The organism is Polynucleobacter sp. 35-46-11 (assembly GCF_002281105.1).
In genome coordinates this window covers 1-23,438 of sequence record NZ_NCFJ01000018.1, presented here as the reverse complement: position 1 = coordinate 23,438, position 23,438 = coordinate 1, and the positions used below count along the sequence as shown (strand labels likewise).

Genomic DNA, 23,438 nt, shown 5'->3' with positions numbered 1-23,438 from the left:
GATAAGCTTGAATTTTATCCAATAGAAGCTGTTGTGGAGTTAATTTGTCACTAATATCTGAACCAATCGCCTCATTTAGCCCGCTTTATGAGCAAATTAAAGCCATGATTTTGGCGAGCCTGCAAGCCTCCGAATGGTTGCCTGGAGACGCTATTCCCAGTGAGATGGAGCTTGCGGCCCGCTATGCAGTCAGTCAGGGTACTGTCCGCAAAGCCATTGATGAGTTAGCGGCTCAAAACCTGCTAGTTCGACGCCAAGGTAAGGGCACCTTTGTGGCAACCCATCAAGAAGAAGACTTCCAGTATCGTTTTTTGCGACTAGAGCCTGACTCTGGGAAGAAGTTGCACCTCAAAAACCAGTTTCTAGCCTGTGAAAATATCAAATCTGATGCTTACATAGCACAGATGCTTAAATTAAAGGCAGGTGACCCCATTATTCGGATTGATCGCGTCCAGAGCTCTGCTGGACGGCCTATTGCATTTGAAGAGATTTGGTTGCCGGAAAGGCGCTTTGAGGGGCTCACTCTAGATGCGCTTAATGCCTGGTCAGGGCCTATGTATGCGTTCTATGAGTGCGAATATGCCACGCATATGGTCCGAGCAGAGGAGAAAATTAAGGCGGTACTAGCAAATTCAGAGCTCGCAAAACACCTTCAGCTTCGGGAGGGGGCTGCCTTGTTATCGGTTGAACGTGTTGCTTTTACCTACGGGAATAAACCAGTAGAAATTCGGTGCGCTCGGTATGACACTTCTGATCGGCACTACGACAATAAATTGAACTAAGTAGTACACTCCAAAATCAGTAAAAACCACTATTTAACCCCTTTAAACGCCAAAAAGTCCCCGCCAACCCCAAGGTTTCTAATAGAATATGTTGCAATACAACAAAACCACAATAAACCTCCACCGAAAGATTGAGATTGCCCATGGTTGATGCACAGCAGAACGTAAAAAAAGACAGACCTATTTATCGAAATATTGGTCTTGCCCAGTTGATCAAATACCGCCTTCCGTGGGCTGGGAAAGTATCTATTCTTCATCGTATTAGTGGAGCGGCTTTGTTTTTGATGTTGCCATTCTTGCTCTATCTTTTTGATCAAAGCCTGGCTTCTGAGGTGAGTTATCAAAAGTTTCAGGCAATTACTGGTCACGTTCTCGTCAAGATCATTCTTCTTGGATTAATTTGGTCTTTCTTGCACCATTTCTGCGCAGGCATCCGCTATCTCTTGTTGGATCTGGAGATTGGTGTTGAGAAATCAGAAGCTAACCGCTCGGCGATCGTTGTATTTTTTCTTGGTCTTGCTTTGACTGCGGTTGTTGGTCTCAAACTTTTTGGCTTGTTCTAAGCACTTCTACATTAAGGAAATCGAATGCCTATTTATCAAATCGGACCGAAGCGCTTAGTTGTTGGTGCGCATTACGGCCTCAAAGAATGGATCATCCAGCGTGTAACTGCCATCGTGATGGTAGTTTTCACAATCGTATTGTTAGTTGACTACTGCATCACTGGTAGCGCAACTTATGAAGGCTGGGCTGCATTGTTTAGCAATCAGTTCATGAAGCTCTTAACGCTTTTATTCTTCATTAGCTTGTTCTATCACGCTTGGATTGGTATCCGCGATATTTGGATGGATTACATCAAGCCTGTCAGCATTCGTTTAACACTGCAAGTGTTAACTGTTTTGTATCTCGTAGCCTGTGCGGCCTATGCCGTACAAATTTTGTGGAAAGTGTAATTCAATGACCGCGATTAAAAAAGTATTGCCACGCCGCCGTTTCGACGCGGTAATTATTGGTGCAGGTGGTTCAGGTATGCGCGCTTCTTTGCAATTAGCAGAAGCCGGTCTGAACGTTGCGGTATTAACTAAAGTTTTCCCAACTCGTTCGCATACTGTTGCTGCACAGGGTGGTATCGGTGCCTCACTAGGCAATATGAGTGAAGATAACTGGCACTATCACTTCTATGACACCATCAAAGGTTCCGACTGGTTGGGCGACCAGGACGTCATCGAATTTATGTGTCGCGAAGCTCCTAAAGTCGTTTATGAGTTAGAGCACTTTGGTATGCCTTTTGACCGTAACCCAGACGGCACAATTTATCAGCGCCCATTTGGCGGCCACACAGCGAACTATGGTGAAAAGGCCGTTCAACGTGCTTGCGCAGCTGCTGACCGTACTGGCCACGCAATGCTGCACACTTTGTATCAGCGTAACGTTCGTGCAAAAACCAATTTCTTTGTTGAGTGGTTGGCGCTTGATCTGATTCGTGATGACGCAGGCGATGTTGTCGGCGTTACAGCACTTGAAATGGAAACCGGTCAGGTTTACATCCTGGAAACTAAGGTAGTCATGATGGCTACTGGTGGTGCGGGACGTATTTGGGATGCATCTACAAACGCATTTATTAATACCGGCGACGGTATGGGCTTGGCAGCGCGCGCAGGCATTCCATTGGAGGATATGGAGTTCTGGCAATTTCACCCAACTGGCGTAGCTGGTGCGGGCGTATTGTTGACAGAAGGTTGCCGTGGTGAAGGCGGCATCTTGCGCAACAAGGATGGCGAGCGCTTCATGGAGCGTTATGCGCCCACCTACAAAGACTTAGCGCCGCGTGATTTCGTTTCTCGTTGTATGGATCAAGAGATCAAAGAAGGTCGTGGCTGTGGACCGAATGGTGATTATGTTGTTCTCGACTTAACGCACATTGGTGCTGAGACCATCATGAAGCGTTTACCTTCTGTTTATGAAATCGGTATTAACTTTGCTAACGTCGATGTTACTAAAGAGCCAATTCCAGTTGTGCCAACGATTCACTATCAGATGGGCGGTATCCCTACCAACATCAATGGTCAAGTTGTTGTGCCAGCGAACGGCAAACATAATGAAATCGTGAATGGTCTCTATGCCATTGGCGAGTGCTCTTGCGTATCCGTTCACGGCGCAAACCGTTTGGGTACAAACTCCTTGCTCGACTTATTGGTATTTGGTCGTGCAGCTGGTAATCACATTGTTGCAATGGATCTCAAGAATCGTGAGTTCAAGCCTTTGCCCGCCAATGCTGGTGAGCAAACAATGGCGCGTATTGCTGCGCTGGATAACTCCACTTCTGGTGAGTATGCACAAGACGTTGCGAATGATATTCGTAAGACTATGCAGAAATACGCAGGCGTATTCCGCAATCAAGAGTTGATGGACGAAGGTGTTCGTCAAATGGCGAAGCTGACAGAGCGTGCTAAACACTTGTGGTTAAAAGACAAGTCAGACATTTTCAATACCGCGCGTATTGAAGCCCTGGAAGTTGCCAACTTGATAGAAGCTGCAAACGCAACCATAATTTCAGCGGCAGCGCGCACTGAAAGTCGTGGTGCACACTCACATGATGATCATCAAGAGCGCGATGATGATAACTGGATGAAGCACACACTTTGGTATAGCGAAGGCAATCGCTTGGATTACAAGCCGGTTGTTCTGAAGCCATTGACTGTTGAGTCTTTCCCTCCTAAAGAACGTACTTTCTAAGCGAAGAGAAATTAAAAATGAGTGATATTCGTATATTTGAAATTTACCGCTACGATCCAGATGTCGATGCAGCCCCACGCATGGAGCGTTACGAGCTTGAGTTGACTGGCGAACGTATGTTGTTGGATGCCTTGATTTCTCTTAAGAAACAAGATGAATCCATTTCTTATCGTCGTTCATGTCGTGAAGGTGTTTGTGGCTCTGATGCCATGAACATTAACGGCAAGAATGGTTTGGCTTGCTTAACTAATATGTTGACCTTGCCTAAAGTCATTACATTGCGTCCTCTACCTGGCTTGCCAGTCGTGCGCGATTTGATTGTGGATATGACTTTGTTCTTCAAACAATATCTGTCGATCAAGCCTTACTTGGTAAATGACAATCCATTTCCAGAAAAAGAGCGTCTCCAGAGCCCTGAAGAGCGTGAAGAGTTGAATGGTTTGTACGAGTGCATCTTGTGCGCATCATGCTCAACCTCATGCCCATCTTTCTGGTGGAACCCAGATAAGTTTGTCGGTCCAGCAGGTTTGCTTCAGGCGTATCGCTTTATTGCCGATAGCCGTGATGAAGACACTGCGCAGCGTCTGGATAACTTAGAAGATCCGTATCGCTTATTCCGCTGTCACACCATCATGAACTGTGTGGACGTTTGTCCTAAACATTTGAATCCAACCAAGGCAATTGGAAAGATCAAGGAATTGATGGTACGTAGGGCGGTATGACCCTCACCAATGCAGAGTTATATCGCCTAAAGAGTGATGCCCGCAGGGGTTTACTTGAAAACGATTTAATTCTGCAGCGTTTTTTTGAGCGCTACGGCTCTCAACTTACCGCGGAAGATGGAGAAGTATTAAGCCGGTTGTTAGCCTTAGAAGACAATGACCTGATGGATTTATTAATCGGTCGCAAGGACTCTGTAGCAGCATTAGAAAAGGAGCCTGAGGGTGATTCCTTTAAGGCGGTTTTACAAAAGCTAAGACAGAAGTAATTCGGCTTTTTGGTGCAACAGTATTATGGGCGCATGATCAAATAGTGTATTAATCATCAATTTGAATGACTAAGGGTTAGAAATGATTGAATCGGACATCAAGGCAAAATTATCGTTTTCGGACGGCACACCAGATATCGACTTGCCAATTTATAAAGGCACGATTGGTCCTGACGTAATTGATATTCGTAAGCTTTACGGTCAAACTGGAAAGTTCACCTACGATTCAGGCTTTCTTTCTACAGCTTCATGCAATAGCAAAATCACTTATATCGATGGTGATAAGGGTGAGTTGCTCTACCGTGGCTACCCAATCGAAGATCTCGCTCATAACTGCGACTTCTTAGAGGTTTGCTATCTTCTATTGAATGGCGAGTTGCCAAACGCCAAGCAGAAAAAAGAGTTTGAACAAATGGTGATGCACCACACGATGGTTCATGAGCAAATGCAATTCTTCTTACGCGGCTTCCGTCGTGATGCACATCCAATGTCGGTCCTGACTGGTTTGGTTGGTGCAATGGCCGCCTTCTATCATGATGAGATCGATTACAGCGATCCACATGCTCGTGAAGTTGCTCAAATTCGTTTAATTGCCAAGATGCCAACCTTGGTTGCAATGGCTTATAAATACTCTGTAGGTCAACCATTTATCTATCCTGATAATTCCTTGTCTTACACCGCAAACTTCATGCGCATGATGTTTGCTACACCTTGTGAGGATTACAAAGTCAATCCAGTGTTGGTGCGTGCTTTGGATCGCATCTTTACATTGCATGCTGACCATGAGCAAAATGCCTCTACATCAACAGTCCGTTTGTGCGGCTCGTCTGGCACAAATCCATTTGCTGCCATCTCTGCAGGTATTGCTTGCCTATGGGGTCCAGCTCACGGTGGCGCTAATGAGGCCTGCTTGCAAATGCTCAATGAAATTCAGGCAAACGGTGGCGTAGATACGATTGGTGACTTTATTGCGCAAGTTAAAGACAAGAACTCCAGCGTTCGTTTAATGGGCTTTGGTCATCGCGTTTACAAAAACTTTGATCCGCGCGCTAAGCTAATGCGTGAAACATGCCATGAAGTTCTAAAGGAAATGGGTCTTGAGAATGATCCATTGTTCAAGTTAGCCATGACACTTGAGAAAATTGCTCTTGAAGACGAATACTTCGTGAGTCGTAAGCTCTATCCAAACGTTGATTTCTACTCTGGAATTGTTCAGCGCGCACTAGGTGTTCCTACTGAAATGTTCACCTGTATTTTTGCCTTAGCAAGAACAGTGGGTTGGATTGCTCAGTGGGAAGAAATGATTACTGATCCTGAGTACAAGATTGGTCGTCCACGTCAGTTGTATGTTGGTGAAACTTCACGCAAGGTTCCCAACATTTCTGTACGCAAATAAAAGTATTAGAGGGTTTACATGTCACGCACGCTTTACGACAAATTGTGGGATGACCATGTCGTCTATTCCGAACAAGATGGCACGGCTACGATTTATATAGATCGTCAGTTATTGCATGAGGTGACAAGTCCTCAAGCTTTTGAAGGATTAAATTTAGCTGGTCGGCCAATGTGGCGTATTTCTGCCAATTTGGCCGTTTCAGATCACAATGTCCCAACGACAGACCGCTCTGAAGGAATTGCTGACCCGATCTCTAAATTACAAGTAGATACGTTGGATCAAAACTGTGATGCCTTTGGTATCACTCAATACAAGATGAACGACACTCGCCAGGGAATTGTTCACGTTATTGGACCAGAGCAGGGCGCAACCTTGCCTGGTATGACAGTTGTTTGCGGTGATTCCCATACAAGTACCCATGGTGCCTTTGGTGCTCTAGCATTTGGTATTGGTACCTCAGAAGTTGAGCACGTATTAGCTACTCAAACCTTGCTCATGAAAAAGAGCATGAATATGTTGGTCAAGGTAGATGGACGTCTTCAACCAGGTTCGACTGCAAAAGACATCGTGCTTGCTGTGATTGGCAAAATTGGTACTGCGGGTGGAACTGGTTACACCATTGAATTCGCAGGTGAAGCCATTCGCAATCTCTCCATGGAAGGTCGCATGACCCTCTGCAATATGGCCATTGAGGCTGGCGCGCGCGCTGGCCTTGTTGCGGTTGATGAAACTACTATTGAATATATTCAAGGTAGACCTTATACCCCTAAAGGTGAGGCTTTGCGTCATGCCTTGCAGTACTGGCGTTCCTTGCATTCAGATGAAGATGCAAAATTTGATGCAATTGTAGAGTTGCGCGCAGAAGAAATTGCTCCTCAAGTAACTTGGGGAACATCGCCTGAAATGGTTTTATCAATTAGTGATCGTGTTCCTGACCCGGAAAAAGAGCATGATGCAAATAAACGTTCTGCAATGGAGCGTGCTCTTGAGTACATGGGCCTTGTTCCAAACACGCCATTAAGCAATATCTCGATTGATAAAGTCTTTATTGGATCTTGCACTAACAGCCGTATTGAAGATATTCGCGCTGCTGCCAAGGTTGTAGATCGTCTTGGTAAAAAGGTGGCCGCTAATGTCAAATTGGCATTGGTTGTTCCTGGATCTGGACTAGTCAAAGCTCAGGCTGAGCGAGAAGGTTTAGATCGGGTATTTAAGGCTGCGGGATTCGAATGGCGCGAGCCTGGTTGCTCGATGTGTTTAGCAATGAATGCCGATCGCCTGGAGCCAGGTGAGCGCTGTGCCTCAACCTCCAATCGAAATTTTGAAGGTCGCCAGGGTAACGGTGGTAGAACGCATTTAGTAAGTCCAGCAATGGCTGCTGCGGCGGCGATTGAAGGTCATTTTGTTGATGTTCGTAAGATTTCTTAAGGAATTACAGTGTTTAAATGGTCTTCTTTCACAATGATTAAAAAATTATGCATTGTTGCTGCGATTGGGGTTCTGCTAGCTGCCTGTGCAAATACGATGGAGGGCGTTGGAAAAGATCTCCAAACTATGGGTAACTCCATGGGTGGTGGTAAAAGTGCAAACACCTCAAATCAATCCCAAAACCAAGGGAAAGATGTTGTTGTAACTCCAGTGAAGTAATTTAGTAAGAGACCCCCATGGAAAAATTTACGGTATACAAAGGCTTGGTTGCGCCGCTTAATCGCGAGAATGTCGATACCGATGCCATCATCCCAAAGCAGTTCTTAAAATCGATTAAGAAAACGGGTTTTGGTCAGAATTTATTTGACGAGTGGCGCTATTTAGATCATGGTGAGCCTGGTCAAGATTGCAGCAGTCGACCAATTAATCCAGATTTTGTCCTAAACCAGCCACGTTATAAAGATGCCGGCATTTTGCTTGCCCGTAAGAACTTTGGTTGCGGTAGCTCCCGTGAGCATGCGCCTTGGGCATTGGATCAATACGGTTTTAGAGCTGTTATCGCCCCAAGCTTTGCTGATATTTTCTACAATAATTGCTTTAAAAATGGCCTTTTACCGATTGTTCTTACGGAGCTACAAGTAGACCATTTATTCAATGAAACGCTGGCTTTTGCCGGCTACCAACTTACTATTGATCTGGAAGCCCAGCAGGTCATTGCGCCTGATGGCACTGCTTATAGCTTCGATGTAGCACCATTTAGAAAGCATTGCCTTCTGAACGGCTTAGACGATATTGGCTTAACTCTGCAACATGCAGATAAAATCAAGGCTTACGAAGCTGAGCGTATCCTCAAGATGCCTTGGCTTGCGACACAACTGCCGTAGTTTTATTCAGTTAAAGGCCTTTCATGAAAATTGCAGTCCTACCGGGCGATGGTATCGGCCCGGAAATCGTTGCTGAAGCCGTTAAGGTATTAAACGCGCTCGCCCCTAAATTTGACCTTGAGACTGCCCCAGTTGGCGGTGCTGCCTATGATGTAGCCGGTCATCCATTACCACCTGCAACATTAGAGCTTGCTAAAAAAGCAGATGCTATTTTATTTGGTGCTGTAGGTGACTGGAAATATGACAGCTTGGCACGCGAACTTCGTCCTGAGCAAGCCATCCTGGGATTGCGCAAGCATTTGGAATTGTTTGCTAATTTCAGGCCCGCTATTTGCTACGACGAACTAACCTCCGCTTCTAGCCTGAAGCCTGAAATTGTTAGTGGCTTAGATATCCTAATTATTCGCGAGCTCAATGGCGATATTTACTTTGGACAACCGCGCGGTATTCGTACTTCTGAGCTCCCCTTGTTTAAGGGTGCGCGTGAAGGCTACGACATGATGCATTACAGCGAGCCAGAAGTAGAGCGCATTGGCCGTGTCGCCTTTGAGGCTGCACGCAAGCGCAGTAAAAAAGTATGTAGTGTTGATAAGGCAAACGTTCTCGAGACTTCGCAGCTCTGGCGTGATGTCATGATTCGCGTGGGTAAAGAGTATCCCGATATTGAGCTATCGCATATGTATGTTGATAACGCAGCAATGCAATTGGTCAAAGCGCCAAAAGCATTTGACGTTGTTGTTACTGGGAACTTGTTTGGCGACATTCTCTCTGATGAAGCTTCCATGTTGACGGGCTCCATTGGCATGTTGCCATCAGCGTCATTGGATAAAAATAATAAAGGCTTGTATGAGCCAAGCCATGGCTCAGCGCCAGATATTGCAGGCAAAGGTATTGCCAATCCATTGGCAACTATTCTTTCTGCTGCCATGATGTTGCGTTACTCATTGGGTTTGCCAGCAGAAGCGGATCGTATAGAGGCGGCAGTGCAAAAGGTTTTATCTCAAGGATTGCGTACTGCTGATATCTATACCGAAGGCACGAAAAAAGTGTCTACCGTTGATATGGGCGATGCTGTAGTTGCTGCTCTTTCAAAATAACGCATCACAATAAATAAATACATTCAACAGAACATTCATCATGTCAAATACAAAAACACCATTGGTAGGCTTAGTTGGCTGGCGCGGTATGGTTGGTAGCGTTCTCATGGAGAGAATGCTCGCTGAAAAAGATTTTGATCTGATTGAGCCAGTATTTTTTAGTACCAGCCAAGCTGGCGGTGAAGTGCCACTTTTGAATGGTCAAAAAGTTACCAAGAGCGAAAATGCTTTGCTTGATGCTAATGACATCAAAGCGCTTTCTCGTTGCGACATCATTTTGACTTGCCAAGGTGGCCACTATACCAATGAGATCTTCCCTCAACTGCGCGCCGCGGGTTGGCAAGGTCATTGGATTGATGCGGCTAGTGCCTTGCGTATGAAAGATGATGCGGTCTTAATTTTGGATCCTGTAAACCGTTCCGTAATTGATAAGGCATTGGCCGCCGGCGGAAAAAACTGGATTGGTAGTAACTGTACAGTTAGCTTGATGATGATGGCCATGGGTGGTTTGGTTAAGGCCGACATGGTTGAGTGGATCAGTGCGATGACCTATCAGGCCGCATCCGGTGCTGGTGCTCAAAATATGCGTGAGCTATTGTTGCAAATGGGTGCATTACGCGACAGCGTTGCTACTGAATTAGCTGACCCATCTTCATGGATTCTGGATATTGATCGCAAAATTACTGAGACTTTGCGTTCGTCTGAGTTTCCTAAAAAGAACTTCCGCAATACACCCTTAGCTGGTAGCTTGATTCCTTGGATTGATGTCCCTGTTGAGAATGGCCAGACTAAAGAAGAGTGGAAGGGTGGCGCTGAGTTCAACAAGATCTTGGGCCGACCTGCATTTAGAACTCCTGGAAGTATTCCAATAGATGGTTTGTGTGTTCGTGTTGGCGCTATGCGTTGTCACTCACAAGGCTTGACCGTAAAGATTAAAAAAGATATCCCGCTGAAAGAGATTGAAGCAATCTTGGCTAACGATAATCAATGGGTCAAGGTGATTCCAAACGATCGTGAGACCACTGAGCGTGAATTATCGCCAGCAGCAATTAGCGGTACCTTGACAGTGCCTATCGGTCGCCTTCATAAGATGGCGATGGGCCCTGAATATCTTGGTGCTTTTACTGTAGGCGATCAACTTCTGTGGGGTGCTGCTGAGCCATTGCGTCGCATGCTCCGCATCTTGTTAGAGCACTAATGTTCAGATTTAGCCAGATTCAGTTTGCAAGAGCGCTTTGCTTAATTTGGCTAAGTTGGTCCTGTGCTGCAGGAGCCATTTCACTTGGCTCCCCAAAGCTGCTTTCTAGGCCTGGTGAACCCCTCAAGGTAGAGTTTCCAATTCGAGTTGGAGTGGATGAAACTTCTGCTCTTGCAAGTTTGAATGTTGGTATTGTGAACAAGGCGGCCTACGATCGTTTAGGCATATCTCAAAAGATACTCACCCTGAATCCTCAAGCGATGATCTATCGCAATCAGCAAGAACAATTAATGATCTTGTTGGAAACAGTTGAGTCAGTGCCGATAACAGACGATCCTTTTTTGGATGTCTTGGTCACTTTAAATTGGTCTGCTGGAAGCATCACTAAAACCTATACATTGCTATTAGGCGATGTGCAGAAAATTTTGGTCAGGCCTGGTCAAACCTTATCGGAAATCGCAGCCCAGTTAGCCCCTCAGTTGCAGGGTGTCACACTGGATCAAACGATGATGGCTTTGTTTAAAGCGAATCCTGATGCTTTTGCTAGTGGCAGTATTAATCATCTTGAGGCTGGTGCTGAACTTAATAAACCTAATCAAGCATTATTGCGCTCGATTAGTCCAGCCGAGGCGCAACAGTTTGTATCAGAGTCGAATGCTCAGTGGTTGGCCGAGCGTGATGCCAAGGGTGGAGTGCAAAGTGCAAGCGCTATAAAAAATAGTGCAGATACACCCCCGAAGGATCGCCTCAAAATTGGATCAAGTGCTGAAGGTAGCTCTGAAGAGCGCCGCTATACAGAAGATCTTGTTGCACAAGAGAAGGCTCTTGAACAAACGCGTGTCCGCGTTGCTGAACTTGAAAAAAATATTGCTGATTTGCAGCGTTTGCTTGACCAAGCTAAAGGAAGGTCATCTGAGTCTGCAAAAAATGATGGAGTAGTTAGTTTAGGTGGTTTTGCTCCAGCAATTTTTGCCTTAGTGTTGATGGGGCTTACTGGTTTGTTGCTTTGGTTGTTGGCAAAAAATGCGCGTCGTTCTGAAGAACCTCATTTTGCGGATAGCATTCCTAAAGAAGTTGCTACCCCTAAGGAGAGCCATTCACCGCATGGTGTAATGCCCGATCGGGCCAAGGCATTGTTTGCTGGGATTGATCTGGATTTAACCCCAGCTAAAAAATCTACTCAACCACCCGTTGCTGAGTTAAACCCTCTGGCTGATTCTCTACGGGTTAAGTTAAATCTTGCGCGTGCTTACATCACCATTGAAGATTTTTCTGCTGCAAAAAAATCTCTTGAAGAGATTGTGCAGATTGGTGGATCTATAGATCCTGCTTTAACGGCAGAAGCTCAGGGCTTATTGGCCGAGTTGTTACACCGCAATAACTGAGCCTTACTATGCGCATCGCCTTAGGTCTTCAGTATGACGGCAATCCCTATTCAGGTTGGCAATCTCAAGTAAATCAAAATACCATTCAAGATGAATTAGAAAAAGCGATTTCTTCATTTGTCGGTATAGATGCAGCTAAATCAAATCCTATCCGCGTCATTACGGCCGGCAGGACGGATACAGGCGTCCATGCTTTAGGCCAAGTTGTTCACTTTGATGTTGAGGTTGATCGAGAAAGTTGGTCATGGGTTAGGGGGGTGAACACTTTCCTGCCCGAATCCATTGTGGTCAACTGGGCTAAAGCAGTCCCCGAGGAATTTAGCGCGCGGTTTTCTGCGCATGAGCGCACTTACATTTATACGCTACATGCTGGGCCATGCCGATCACCCATGGCTGCAGATCGCGCGGGTTATGTGATGCTTCCATCAGATCGTTGGTTTGATCTTGATGCCATGAGAGAGGCTGCCGAATGTCTAATTGGTGAGCATGATTTCACCTCGTTCCGATCTTCAGAATGCCAAAGCAAGACTCCAGTAAAAACAATGTATTCCATTGAGATTTTCTCAGATGAGCCTTGGTTGTATTTCAAGATCAAAGGAAATGCTTTCTTGCATCACATGGTGCGCAATCTAGTTGGCAGTTTTATTCAAATCGGTGTTGGTAAGCAAAAAGCAGGCTGGATGGCAGAAGTCCTAGCAGCAAAAGACCGTAGCATTGCGGCGCCTACGTTTTCCCCGGCCGGACTCTATTTGGCTCAAATTGTCTATCCAGATGAGTTTCAGATCCCCAAGCCTTGGCTAGCTAATTCTTGGTTGCCTAAGGCGGTTTACGCCTAAGCAGGCCTTTATTTGCTTAAGGCCTTATCATTTCCTCTATGGGCTTACTTACCAATTCTCTAGGCCGTACTAGGGTCAAAATCTGCGGTCTCAGGACTCCTGCAGATGTGGATGCTGCTGTTGCTGCGGGTGTCGATGCTGTTGGCTTCGTCTTCTACCCGCCAAGCCCAAGGTCTGTAACCCCCAATATTGCCGCTGCATTGATTTCCAGGCTTCCAGCCGGGGTTGATGCCGTTGGCTTGGTTGTTAATGCCTCTGACGCTGAATTTGAGGCTATTAGGGCGGCCGCATCCATCACCTTATGGCAATTTCATGGGGATGAGTCTCCAGAAGAGTGTGAGCGCCTAGCTGCGGGTCAGCCATGGATGAAGGCTGCACGCGTTGGCACCGGCTTCGCGTTTGATGATTTTTCCCTACAATATAGGTATGCAAACGCCTTTTTGCTAGATGCTCTTGTTGAGGGCTATGGTGGAGGGGGCGTTCCTTTTGATTGGTCAGGAATTCCTCAAGCATGGATAAGCGCAAACGCGCCTCAGGTCGTTTTGAGTGGTGGATTGAACGTTCACAACGTGGGCGAAGCCATTGCTCGCCTGCATCCTTGTGCGGTTGACGTCTCAAGCGGCGTTGAAATCAGCAAGGGTGTAAAAGATCACGCCTTGATGAAACAGTTTATTGAGGCGGTGCGAGCGGCAGACGTAAGCACATTAACCTAATTATTTGCTGCAACTAATCAAAAGAGGTATTTATGTACGATAAGCCAGATGCACGAGGACACTTCGGTCCTTACGGTGGCGTATTTGTTTCTGAGACACTCATGTTCGCCTTGGATGAGCTCAAAGCTGCTTATGCGAAATACCAATACGATCCAGAATTCTTAGAAGAGTTTCATTACGAGCTCAAACATTTTGTAGGTCGTCCATCGCCCGTGTATCACGCTAAGCGTTGGAGTGAGATGCTAGGCGGTGCGCAGATCTATCTTAAGCGCGAAGATTTAAATCACACTGGCGCTCACAAAATTAATAACGTGATTGGCCAGGCTATGCTGGCTAAACGCATGGGTAAGCCACGCATCATTGCAGAGACTGGAGCAGGGCAACATGGTGTAGCAACTGCAACTATTTGTGCGCGCTTTGGTTTAGATTGCACCGTGTATCAGGGCTCTGTTGACGTAGCGCGTCAGGCGCAAAATGTATTTCGTATGAAATTACTAGGCGCAAAAGTGGTGCCTGTTGAATCCGGAACAAAGACCCTCAAAGATGCACTCAATGAAGCGATGCGTGATTGGGTGACGAACGTTGAGGATACCTTCTACATCATCGGCACTGTTGCTGGCCCCCATCCTTATCCGATGATGGTGCGTGATTTTCAGAGCGTGATCGGTGAAGAATGCAAGGTGCAAATGCCTGAAATGACAGGCCGTCAGCCTGACTATGTCATGGCTTGCGTTGGCGGCGGTTCTAACGCGATGGGTATCTTTTATCCCTATATCGATTTTCCGCAAGTGAAGTTAGTGGGTGTTGAGGCTGCAGGTCATGGCTTAAATAGCGGTCTTCACTCTGCAGCACTTTGCGTAGGTAAGCCGGGTGTACTACACGGTAATCGTACCTATTTATTGCAAGATGAAAATGGTCAGATTTCTGAAACGCATTCTGTTTCAGCGGGCATGGACTATCCAGGCGTTGGGCCTGAGCATGCTTGGTTAAAAGATTCAGGTCGCGCTGATTATGTAGCGGTGACGGATGAAGAGGCTCTTAAGGCATTCCATGATTGCTGTCGTATCGAAGGCATTATTCCCGCTTTAGAGTCCTCGCATGCGATTGCATATGCATGCAAGCTAGCACCGACACTTTCTAAAGACAAAACGATCTTGGTGAACTTATCTGGTCGTGGTGATAAAGATATGCACACCGTAGCGCAAGCGACTGGCTCTGAAGGTTAATTCGAACCCAGTTCTGAATATTCATAAAAATAATAATCGCGAATCGCCCATGTCAAAAATTACCGCACTCTTTAACGAACTCAAAGCCTCTGGGAAAAAAGGACTGATTCCTTTTATTACTGCAGGCGACCCCGATCCTAAACTCACCGTTGAGTTGATGCATGCGTTGGTACGTGGTGGTGCGAACGTGATTGAGCTCGGCGTTCCCTTTTCCGATCCGATGGCAGATGGCCCAGTGATTCAGCGATCATCTGAAAGGGCGCTTACCCAGGGCGTCACTTTGCATGGCTGCTTAGATATGGTGAAAGAGTTTCGTAAGCTTGACCCCAGCACTCCGGTAGTTTTAATGGGTTACGCCAACCCTGTTGAGCAAATGGGTGCAGAGCGATTCGCAACTGAAGCCAAAGCTGCTGGTGTCGATGGTGTTCTGATTGTGGATTACCCTCCAGAAGAGTGTGTTGATTTTGCTGCCAGTATGAAGATTGCGGGCGTTGACCCTATTTTTCTGCTGGCCCCTACATCATCACCAGAACGCATAAAGGATGCAGCCAAAATAGCTTCTGGTTATATCTATTACGTATCCATGCGGGGTGTAACTGGAGCATCCCACCTCAATACCCAAGATGTGGCCAGCATTATTCCTAAGATTCGTGAGGCCACCTCTATTCCCATTGCAGTCGGTTTTGGGATTAATGATGCTGAAAGTGCCCGTGCAGTATCAAAAACAGCAGATGCAGTAGTAATTGGCAGCCGAATTATTCGACTTTTGGAGGATTCCGCCCCCGGCCAGGCGGTACAATCGCTTGAAACCTTCATACGTGAAATTCGCGTCGCTTTAGATAGTTAATGCACTGGATAGTTAAAAACTGATGAGCTGGATCGATAAATTACTACCCCCACAAATCCAACATACGGATCCTGCAAACCGCAAATCTGTACCTGAAGGGCTTTGGGTTAAGTGTCCCAGCTGTGAGACGGTGCTGTACAGCACTGATATTGAGGCTAATTTATCGGTTTGCCCAAAATGCAGTCACCACATGCGCATTAGCGCCCGTCAGCGTCTTGATAGCCTTTTAGATCCAAAAGGGCGGTATGAAATTGGCGCAGACATCTATCCAATTGACCCACTGAAGTTTAAAGACTCCAAAAAATATCCTGACCGGCTCAAAGAGGCAAGTGACGCCTCAGGTGAATCAGAGGCGTTGATTGTGCTTGGTGGAAAGATTGAAAGCATTCCAGTTGTGGCTGCTTGCTTTGAGTTTCAATATATGGGTGGTTCAATGGGTTCTGTCGTTGGCGAGCGTTTTGCTCGCGGCGTGCAAGAAGCGATTGCCAAGAAATGTGCTTTTATCTGTGTGACTGCTACTGGCGGTGCGCGTATGCAAGAAAGCTTGCTCTCTTTATTTCAGATGGCTAAGACCAACTCGATGTTAACCTTGCTTTCTAAAAAAGGTTTACCTTACATCAGCGTCTTAACAGACCCAACAATGGGTGGTATTTCTGCAAGTTTTGCCTTCATGGGTGATGTAGTGATGGCAGAGCCTAAGGCGTTAATTGGTTTTGCAGGCCCGCGTGTTATTGAGCAAACTGTTCGTGAAAAATTACCAGAAGGCTTTCAGCGTTCTGAGTTCTTAATGCAAAAGGGTGGCATTGACATGATTGTGGATCGTCGCCAAATGCGCGGTGAAATCGCTCGTCTCTTGGCATTGCTCCAGCAGCTTCCTGAGCCTGCAATTGCGGGTAGCGCAGCTGTATAAAGCGCTTGAGCTCTGCACATCAGCCCCCCATTCTGTTTTCTAGCCTAGCGGCCTGGCTTAGTCACCTCGAAACAGCTCATCCTGTCGGCATCGACATGGGTCTTGATCGCATCAATCGCGTTAAAGAAGCGCTAGGCCTTCATTTTGAGTGTCCGGTTATTACAGTTGCTGGCACCAATGGCAAGGGTTCTACTTGCGCCTATCTTGAGAGTATTTTGTTGGCATCTGGCTATAAGGTTGGCTGCCACATGTCTCCTCATTTGCTGGTCTTCAATGAACGTGCTCGCGTCAACGGTGAAGAGGTAAAAGATGATCTCCTGCTAGAGCATTTTGCTGCTGTCGAAAAAGCGCGCGTCAGTTTGATTGATGCGCCTACCTTGACCTATTTTGAATTTACCACCTTGGCAATCATGCATTTATTTTCGAAAGCGAATTTAGATGCTGTGGTTCTTGAGGTGGGGATGGGTGGTCGATTGGATGCCGTAAATATTGTTGATGCAGATTGCGCAATCGTGACGAGTATTGATATTGATCACGCTGATTTTTTAGGCGGTACGCGCGAGGCAATCGGTCTTGAAAAGGCTGGTATTTTCCGAGCGGGTGCCATTGCGGTCTGTGGCGATCCTGTACCCCCTCAATCTCTAATCGGTTACGCGGAAAAACTTGGATGTGATTTATGGTTGCAGGGTCGTGATTACAACTTTCAAGGGGATAAGCAGCAATGGGGTTGGGCAGGGCGTCAAAAACGCTTTAGCGGTCTTGGCTATCCCGCTTTACGTGGCGCCAATCAAATTCTCAATGCCTCTGCAGTGATCGCTGCCTTGATGGCCTTGCATCTTCGTTTGCCGGTTAGCGCTCAAGACATCAGAAATGGATTTGCCTTGGTGGAGCTTCCGGGTCGTTTTCAAGTACTTCCAGGCCAGCCAACTATAGTTTTAGACGTTGCTCATAATCCGCATGCCGCAGCTACCTTAGGGCAAGGTCTAGATAAGATGGGCTATCACCCCTATACCTACGCCATTTTTGGTGCGATGGCGGATAAGGATATTGCCGGCGTCATCAAGCCTTTACTAAGTAGTGTGGACTTCTGGTTTTGCACGGATTTACCGACGCCACGCGCTTCTAGCGCTTCATCACTGTCTGAGAAGCTGGTGGAGCTAGGTGTAGCACTTAAAAATGGCGATGATGGCGGTATTGAGTGCTTCCCGGATCCTGCTGCAGCCTATCAAAAAGCACTTTCTAAGGCGCGTGAGGGTGATAGAATTGTTATCTTCGGATCCTTCTATACCGTTGCCGGCGTAATGGCATATCGAAATAACCAGGCGTATTGATCCATGATTCGTTTACCGAAGCTTTTTAAGCGAAACCCTGAGACTGAAGACCTTGATCGAGGTTCAGCAAGGGGTCGTCGTACCATCAATAAATTAGCCCCCCGCAGCTTTCAGCGTGCTCAAGAAAATGAAGAGCTCGCCCTTACCGAAGATCCAGAGCAACAGCGTGCTCGCCATCGGTTGATTGGCGCGGCTGTTTTGGTATTGATTGCGGTTGTTGGTTTGCCCCGCATCTTAGATAACAAGCCCAAGTCTGTTAATAATGATATTGCGGTGAATATTGTTACTAGCCTGCCAGCGCCTAATGCTGCAATGCCTGTAAATGACGAAAAAGCCAAGCCTGAAACAGTAGTCGAAACGCTTGCAAAAGATAAGGAAGTCGCGCAAACAAAAGAAGTTGTAGTTGCGCCAACTCCTGAAGCGAAATCTGAAGCCAAAGCCAGCCCCAAAACAGCACCTACAGCATCTAACGTGAGCTCTATTGGATTGGCTGCTGGTGAAGAGGTGGTTGCTGCATCAAATACAACTGTTAAAGCAAAAACTGAAGAGCTTCCGAAAAAAGTAGGTTCTGGCAAGTACGTCATTCAGATTGGCGCTTTTGCTTCTGAAGAACGCGCTAAAGGCTGGATTACCAAGATGAAGGATCAAAAAATCCCTAATTACGTACTCAATAAAACTGCTGCAGATGGCACCAAGCTTTACGTATTGAGGGCGGGACCTTTTACTGACAAGGATGCAGCCGAAGCGGCTGAGAAAAAAGTCAAAGTCATGGGCCTATCCCCAAGACTGGTTGAGGTTGGAGCGCCTTAATGGAATATTTATCCACCCTGAAATTAACTACGGTGGATTACTTCACCTTGGTAGTGCTATTAATCTCTGCATTAGTGGGCATTTCTAGGGGCTTATTTAAAGAAGTGTTGGCGCTTGCATCTTGGTTTATTGCTGCCTGGGTCGCTTATCACTACACCAGTTATCTTTCTGTTGAATGGTTGTCCACTTTTCATATGGATGAGCTTTTGAGTTTGGGTGTGAGCTTCCTCATTTTATTTATTCTGACTTTGATTGTTTGTGGTCTTATCGGCAATGTGATTCAAAAAATTATTTTGTCTGCCGGCTTGAGTATGACTGATCGCTTTCTTGGTCTGGTGTTCGGCTTAGCCCGCGGTGGCGTTGTCATTGTTGTGATGGCTACATTAGCTGCCCTAACTCCAATACCGCAGAGCGTGGCTTGGCAAAAAGCAATCACGCGACCAGCCATTGATATGGCGACTAGTTTAATTAAAGGCTGGTTACCAGCTGATTGGGCAAAACAATTGGGTGATGCAATGCCTAAAATTACACCCACCGTTACACCTTCATTAACAATAGGGATCTAGGCTTATGTGCGGCGTCGTTGGAACAGTTTCCCACTCCCCAGTTAATCAACTCATTTATGACGCACTGTTGCTTTTGCAACATCGCGGTCAAGATGCTGCCGGCATGGCTACGATGAATGGCAACTCATTCACGATGCATAAAGCTAATGGACTAGTGCGAGATGTATTTAGAACGCGCAATATGCGTAGTCTGATTGGTAGCGCTGGTATTGGTCAGGTTCGCTATCCCACCGCTGGTTCTGCTAGCAGTGAAGAAGAGGCGCAACCGTTTTACGTTAGCGCTCCTTATGGAATTATCTTGGCCCATAACGGTAACCTCACCAATGCGGCTAGCCTGCGTGTTGAAATGGCTTATCGTGATCGTCGCCACATTAATACCAGTTCAGATACAGAAGTATTGCTAAACGTTCTAGCAGACGAACTTCAAAAAGAAACGAATAGCGCTGCCCTGGATGAAAGCGCGATGTTCAATGCGGTTACTCAGGTAGCAAAGCGCGTCAAAGGTTCTTATGCCGTTGTTTCTTTGATCGCTGGCTATGGATTGTTAGCATTCCGCGATCCATTTGGTATTCGTCCTTTATGTATTGGCCGAATTGATACGCCTAAGGGTCCTGAGTGGATGATTGCCTCCGAGTCTGTTGCACTTGATGGCCTTGGTTTTACTTTTGTACGCGACGTCAATCCTGGTGAAGCGATCTATATTGATTTGGATGGTAATTTCTCTTCACGTCAATGTGTGGCTGATGCTGTTCTGACTCCTTGTATTTTTGAATACGTTTACATGGCTCGCCCAGATTCCACGATTGATGGCGTTACTGTTTACAACGTACGTATGCGTATGGGTGACTATCTCGCAGAGAAGATCCGCAAAGAAACTATTCCAGGCGAGATTGATGTTGTGATGCCGATTCCTGACTCAAGCCGTCCAGCAGCAATGCAGGTGGCTAAACGCCTTGGCGTAGATTATCGCGAAGGTTTCTTTAAGAATCGCTATATTGGCCGCACCTTCATCATGCCCGGTCAGGCGGTTCGCAAGAAGTCAGTACGCCAAAAGCTCAATGCGATGCGTATTGAGTTCAAAGATAAAACGGTATTGATTGTGGATGATTCGATTGTTCGTGGCACAACCTCTTTTGAGATTGTGCAAATGGCACGAGAGTCTGGTGCCAAGAAGGTGATCTTTGCATCTGCTGCGCCTCCTGTACGCTTTCCGAATGTCTACGGTATCGATATGCCAACGCGTAGTGAGCTAGTTGCCTATGGTCGGACAGATGAAGAGATCAATAAGATGATTGGCGCAGACCAGTTGATCTATCAAAGCGTTGAAGATATGAAGCAGGCAGTGAAGGACATCAATCCTAATATCCAGCATTTTGAGGCATCTTGCTTTGATGGCCACTACATTACCGGCGACATCAATGAATCCTATTTGGATGCTTTGGAGGCCGCTCGTAATACCTCGGAGGCTAAAGCTGACCGTCAGCGCGACTCCAGTGACTTTGCCCGCTCACAACTTCACCTGCATTTGGCTACCGAAGACTAAAAACAACGATGGAATTCCTCAGGCGTTACTGTCTGAGGCAATTCTTCAATTCGGTGTCAAAATAGCGGTATGATGAGCAAAACTACCCGCAAAAAACCTGATTTCTCAAAGCTTGCGCTTGAAACCCTTGCGGTTCGCGCCGGTACTCGCCGTACTGCTGAATACCAAGAGCATTCAGAGGCAATGTTCCTGACTTCCAGCTTTTGCTTTGATAGCGCTGAACTGGCCGCCGACGGTTTTGCCCATGCAGACCAAGGCTTCATCTATTCCCGCTTTACCAATCCTACCGTCAGCATGTTCCAGGATCGATTGGCTGCACTAGAGGGTGGTGAGGCTTGCATTGCGACTTCTTCCGGAATGGCAGCAATTTTAACCATGGCAATGTCCCATCTGCAAGCGGGCGATCATGTGGTTTGCTCTCGTTCTGTTTTTGGCGCAACCATCCAATTGTTTAGCAATATTTTGGGCCGCTTTGGTATTGCAACGACCTATGTTGATTTGTCAGATACCAAAGCTTGGCAGAATGCCGTTCAAGAAAATACCAAATTATTTTATTTGGAAACACCTTCCAATCCATTAACTGAGATTGCCGATATTAAAGCAATCTCCAAGATTGCCAAAAAAGCGAAGGCTCTTTTTGCGGTTGATAACTGTTTCTGTACGCCAGCCTTACAAAAGCCATTGGCATTAGGCGCTGATGTAGTCATCCATTCAGCAACCAAATATTTGGATGGTCAGGGCAGAGTAGTTGGTGGCGCTATTGTAGGCAGCAAAGATTTCATTATGGGCAAAGTGTTTCCCCATGTGCGGACTGCTGGCCCAACACTCTCGGCATTCAATGCTTGGGTGTTCTTAAAAGGCTTGGAGACTCTTGAGTTGCGTATGAAGCAGCAGAGCCAAAATGCTTTAGAGATTGCTCAATGGCTAGAAAAGCAGCCAGGGGTAGAGCGTGTTTACCATCCCGGGCTGAAGTCTCACCCTCAGCATGTTCTGGCTAAGCGTCAACAGAAAGCGGGCGGTGCCATACTGTCTTTCACCCTAAAGGGTGGCAAGAAAGCTGCATTCAAGCTGATTAATCAAACTAAGCTTTGCTCTATAACTGCAAACTTGGGCGACACGCGTACAACGATTACCCATCCTGCAACGACGACACACTGCCGCGTAAGTCCTGAAGCTCGTAAGGCCGCCGGCATTACAGATGGCCTAGTTCGTATTGCTGTTGGCCTAGAGAATGTGGTCGACCTAAAGAATGACCTCATTGGTGGATTGAAGAAGTAATTGCAGATTGAATGTGTCTAAGACTGGGGGATTAATGAGCTTTGCAGATGCAACCCAGTTCTGGAATGAACGTTTTAATAAAGAAGAATTTATCTTTGGCAAAGAGCCAAATGAATATCTGGTTGATCAAGCATCTCAATATCTAAAGCCCAAATCTTCCGTTCTTTGTATTGCGGATGGAGAAGGGCGTAATGGTGTTTGGCTTGCTAAGCAGGGCATGAGTGTTACTGGTTTTGAAGTTTCTGACATTGCCCTTACTAAAGCAAATCAGTTTGCTGCTGAGAATAAAGTGAACATTCAATACAGTCTTTGTGATGCCGATGGCTTTAAATGGCAGACCAATTCTTATGATGCAGTTGTTGGCATATTTATTCAGTTTGCCGATCCTGAAATGCGGGCTAGAATTTTTAAGCAAGTGCATCAGACCCTTAAACCAGGTGGCCTTTATATATTGCAGGGTTATACCCCAAAGCAGTTGGAATATAAAACTGGTGGGCCATCGCTGATTGAGCATCTATACACTGAAGAAATGATTCGCGAACTCAGTCAGGGGTTTGAGATTCTTGACCTTCAGTGCTATGAAAAAAAATTATCTGAGGGTGCAAGACATACTGGCATGTCAGCCTTGCTCGGCATGGTTGCTAAAAAGATCATATGAAAACCATCGATATTAAAAGCGCTTGGCAGGGCAATAGCGACTGCAATTCTTGCTCCATTAGAAGCTCTGCGCTCTTTGCCGAATTAAATGAAGATGACTTTTCCAAGATACATGAGCCAATTGATGACCTGCGATTTGAGGCGCACTCTGGAATTTACACTCAAGGTGATGTCGCTGATTACTTATATACCTTGAGAGATGGATATATCAAGTTGCTTCATATTAATTCGGATGGATCTGGAAGAATTGTGCGACTGGTGGTACCAGGTGATTTATTTGGGATGGAGGCTTTACTTGGTGATAGCTATTCACATTCAGCTGCTGCGCTATCTAATATTCATCTCTGTCGTATTCCGAAAAAAATCATCTCCTCTCTAGGCGAAGAATCGCCACGATTACATCGTCAGATTGTTAAGAAGTGGGGTGAAGCTCTTGCGCAATCTGAGTCATGGTTCTCTGAAATTAATACGGGTCGTATTGAGGTACGTCTCGCTCGCTTCTTCCTCAGAATTGCTAAGGTTTCAGGGGGTATGGCTGTCGCACCTTTATTTAAGCGTGAAGATATGGGTTTGATGATGGATGTGAAATTTGAGACTATCAGTAGGGCGCTTGCCTCTATGGCTGATCAAGGAATCATTTCTAATGTCACTCGCCTCAGCATTCAAATTCCCAGTATTGAGAAATTAAGAGCATTCTCCCAAGCTAGCGCCTAATTTATCTGGGCAACAAAAAAGCTGCCGAAGCAGCCTTTCAATCACATTAACGCAAGTGCAGCATTAAGCCTTCTTAGCGTAAGCAGAGCACCAGCCTTTACCCGCAACTTGCT

The 23,438-nt window shown here is 46.3% G+C and carries 25 protein-coding genes; all 25 read left to right on the top strand.

Annotated features, from left to right (window positions below; genetic code table 11):
• The first annotated feature begins 44 nt into the window (after window positions 1–44).
• Complete coding sequence (locus B7Y67_RS03105; protein ID WP_293597309.1) at window positions 45–782, top strand: GntR family transcriptional regulator; 738 nt, start codon at window positions 45–47, stop codon at window positions 780–782.
• A 143-nt stretch (window positions 783–925) separates the two neighbouring features.
• Window positions 926–1,345 carry a succinate dehydrogenase, cytochrome b556 subunit gene (sdhC, locus tag B7Y67_RS03100; RefSeq protein ID WP_293597308.1) on the top strand — a complete coding sequence of 140 codons (420 nt, stop codon included), beginning with the start codon at window positions 926–928 and terminating at the stop codon, window positions 1,343–1,345.
• 24 nt (window positions 1,346–1,369) lie between these two features.
• Entirely contained in the window at window positions 1,370–1,735 is a 366-nt protein-coding gene (gene sdhD / locus B7Y67_RS03095) for a succinate dehydrogenase, hydrophobic membrane anchor protein (RefSeq protein WP_293597307.1), read from the top strand.
• Window positions 1,736–1,739: 4 nt separating this feature from the next.
• Complete coding sequence (sdhA, locus tag B7Y67_RS03090; protein WP_293597306.1) at window positions 1,740–3,518, top strand: succinate dehydrogenase flavoprotein subunit; 1,779 nt, start codon at window positions 1,740–1,742, stop codon at window positions 3,516–3,518.
• Between the two features lie 17 nt (window positions 3,519–3,535).
• A complete protein-coding gene (locus tag B7Y67_RS03085) occupies window positions 3,536–4,240 on the top strand; it encodes a succinate dehydrogenase iron-sulfur subunit (RefSeq protein WP_216269319.1) in 705 nt (234 codons plus the stop codon).
• Complete coding sequence (locus B7Y67_RS03080; protein WP_293597305.1) at window positions 4,237–4,506, top strand: succinate dehydrogenase assembly factor 2; 270 nt, start codon at window positions 4,237–4,239, stop codon at window positions 4,504–4,506. The genes B7Y67_RS03085 and B7Y67_RS03080 overlap by 4 nt, the downstream gene beginning before the upstream one ends.
• 82 nt (window positions 4,507–4,588) lie before the next feature.
• Window positions 4,589–5,902, top strand: a complete 1,314-nt coding sequence (gene gltA, locus B7Y67_RS03075; protein WP_293597304.1) for a citrate synthase — start codon at window positions 4,589–4,591, stop codon at window positions 5,900–5,902.
• An 18-nt stretch (window positions 5,903–5,920) separates the two neighbouring features.
• Entirely contained in the window at window positions 5,921–7,330 is a 1,410-nt protein-coding gene (gene leuC, locus B7Y67_RS03070; RefSeq protein WP_293597303.1) for a 3-isopropylmalate dehydratase large subunit, read from the top strand.
• Window positions 7,331–7,363: 33 nt separating this feature from the next.
• Window positions 7,364–7,549, top strand: a complete 186-nt coding sequence (locus B7Y67_RS03065) for a hypothetical protein (protein ID WP_293597302.1) — start codon at window positions 7,364–7,366, stop codon at window positions 7,547–7,549.
• A gap of 17 nt (window positions 7,550–7,566) precedes the next feature.
• Complete coding sequence (gene leuD / locus B7Y67_RS03060) at window positions 7,567–8,214, top strand: 3-isopropylmalate dehydratase small subunit (protein ID WP_293597301.1); 648 nt, start codon at window positions 7,567–7,569, stop codon at window positions 8,212–8,214.
• Between the two features lie 23 nt (window positions 8,215–8,237).
• Entirely contained in the window at window positions 8,238–9,311 is a 1,074-nt protein-coding gene (gene leuB / locus B7Y67_RS03055) for a 3-isopropylmalate dehydrogenase (protein WP_293597300.1), read from the top strand.
• A gap of 40 nt (window positions 9,312–9,351) precedes the next feature.
• Window positions 9,352–10,509 (top strand): aspartate-semialdehyde dehydrogenase, encoded by a 1,158-nt coding sequence (asd, locus tag B7Y67_RS03050; RefSeq protein ID WP_293597299.1) that lies wholly within the window; start codon window positions 9,352–9,354, stop codon window positions 10,507–10,509.
• Window positions 10,509–11,894, top strand: a complete 1,386-nt coding sequence (locus B7Y67_RS03045) for a FimV/HubP family polar landmark protein (protein ID WP_293597298.1) — start codon at window positions 10,509–10,511, stop codon at window positions 11,892–11,894. Before asd ends, B7Y67_RS03045 begins: the two co-directional genes overlap by 1 nt.
• Before the next feature lie 8 nt (window positions 11,895–11,902).
• Window positions 11,903–12,730 carry a tRNA pseudouridine(38-40) synthase TruA gene (truA, locus tag B7Y67_RS03040; RefSeq protein ID WP_293597297.1) on the top strand — a complete coding sequence of 276 codons (828 nt, stop codon included), beginning with the start codon at window positions 11,903–11,905 and terminating at the stop codon, window positions 12,728–12,730.
• A 38-nt stretch (window positions 12,731–12,768) separates the two neighbouring features.
• Complete coding sequence (locus B7Y67_RS03035) at window positions 12,769–13,443, top strand: phosphoribosylanthranilate isomerase (RefSeq protein WP_293597296.1); 675 nt, start codon at window positions 12,769–12,771, stop codon at window positions 13,441–13,443.
• A 32-nt stretch (window positions 13,444–13,475) separates the two neighbouring features.
• Window positions 13,476–14,669, top strand: a complete 1,194-nt coding sequence (gene trpB, locus B7Y67_RS03030) for a tryptophan synthase subunit beta (RefSeq protein WP_293597295.1) — start codon at window positions 13,476–13,478, stop codon at window positions 14,667–14,669.
• Window positions 14,670–14,718: 49 nt separating this feature from the next.
• Window positions 14,719–15,516 (top strand): tryptophan synthase subunit alpha, encoded by a 798-nt coding sequence (gene trpA / locus B7Y67_RS03025; protein ID WP_293597294.1) that lies wholly within the window; start codon window positions 14,719–14,721, stop codon window positions 15,514–15,516.
• A 22-nt stretch (window positions 15,517–15,538) separates the two neighbouring features.
• Complete coding sequence (accD, locus tag B7Y67_RS03020) at window positions 15,539–16,426, top strand: acetyl-CoA carboxylase, carboxyltransferase subunit beta (protein WP_293597293.1); 888 nt, start codon at window positions 15,539–15,541, stop codon at window positions 16,424–16,426.
• A gap of 5 nt (window positions 16,427–16,431) precedes the next feature.
• Entirely contained in the window at window positions 16,432–17,757 is a 1,326-nt protein-coding gene (gene folC / locus B7Y67_RS03015) for a bifunctional tetrahydrofolate synthase/dihydrofolate synthase (RefSeq protein WP_293597292.1), read from the top strand.
• Window positions 17,758–17,760: 3 nt separating this feature from the next.
• On the top strand, window positions 17,761–18,567 hold the full coding sequence (locus tag B7Y67_RS03010) for an SPOR domain-containing protein (protein ID WP_293597291.1): 807 nt from the start codon (window positions 17,761–17,763) through the stop codon (window positions 18,565–18,567).
• Window positions 18,567–19,133: a CvpA family protein gene (locus B7Y67_RS03005; protein ID WP_293597290.1), complete on the top strand. Its 567-nt coding sequence runs from the start codon at window positions 18,567–18,569 to the stop codon at window positions 19,131–19,133. The genes B7Y67_RS03010 and B7Y67_RS03005 overlap by 1 nt, the downstream gene beginning before the upstream one ends.
• Window positions 19,134–19,137: 4 nt before the next feature.
• Window positions 19,138–20,676 (top strand): amidophosphoribosyltransferase, encoded by a 1,539-nt coding sequence (purF, locus tag B7Y67_RS03000; RefSeq protein WP_293597289.1) that lies wholly within the window; start codon window positions 19,138–19,140, stop codon window positions 20,674–20,676.
• A gap of 69 nt (window positions 20,677–20,745) precedes the next feature.
• Complete coding sequence (locus B7Y67_RS02995) at window positions 20,746–21,954, top strand: O-succinylhomoserine sulfhydrylase (RefSeq protein WP_293597288.1); 1,209 nt, start codon at window positions 20,746–20,748, stop codon at window positions 21,952–21,954.
• Between the two features lie 34 nt (window positions 21,955–21,988).
• Window positions 21,989–22,612, top strand: coding sequence for a bifunctional 2-polyprenyl-6-hydroxyphenol methylase/3-demethylubiquinol 3-O-methyltransferase UbiG (locus B7Y67_RS02990; RefSeq protein WP_293597287.1), 624 nt, complete (start codon window positions 21,989–21,991; stop codon window positions 22,610–22,612).
• Window positions 22,609–23,325 carry a Crp/Fnr family transcriptional regulator gene (locus B7Y67_RS02985; protein ID WP_293597286.1) on the top strand — a complete coding sequence of 239 codons (717 nt, stop codon included), beginning with the start codon at window positions 22,609–22,611 and terminating at the stop codon, window positions 23,323–23,325. Before B7Y67_RS02990 ends, B7Y67_RS02985 begins: the two co-directional genes overlap by 4 nt.
• Window positions 23,326–23,438: the final 113 nt, after the last annotated feature.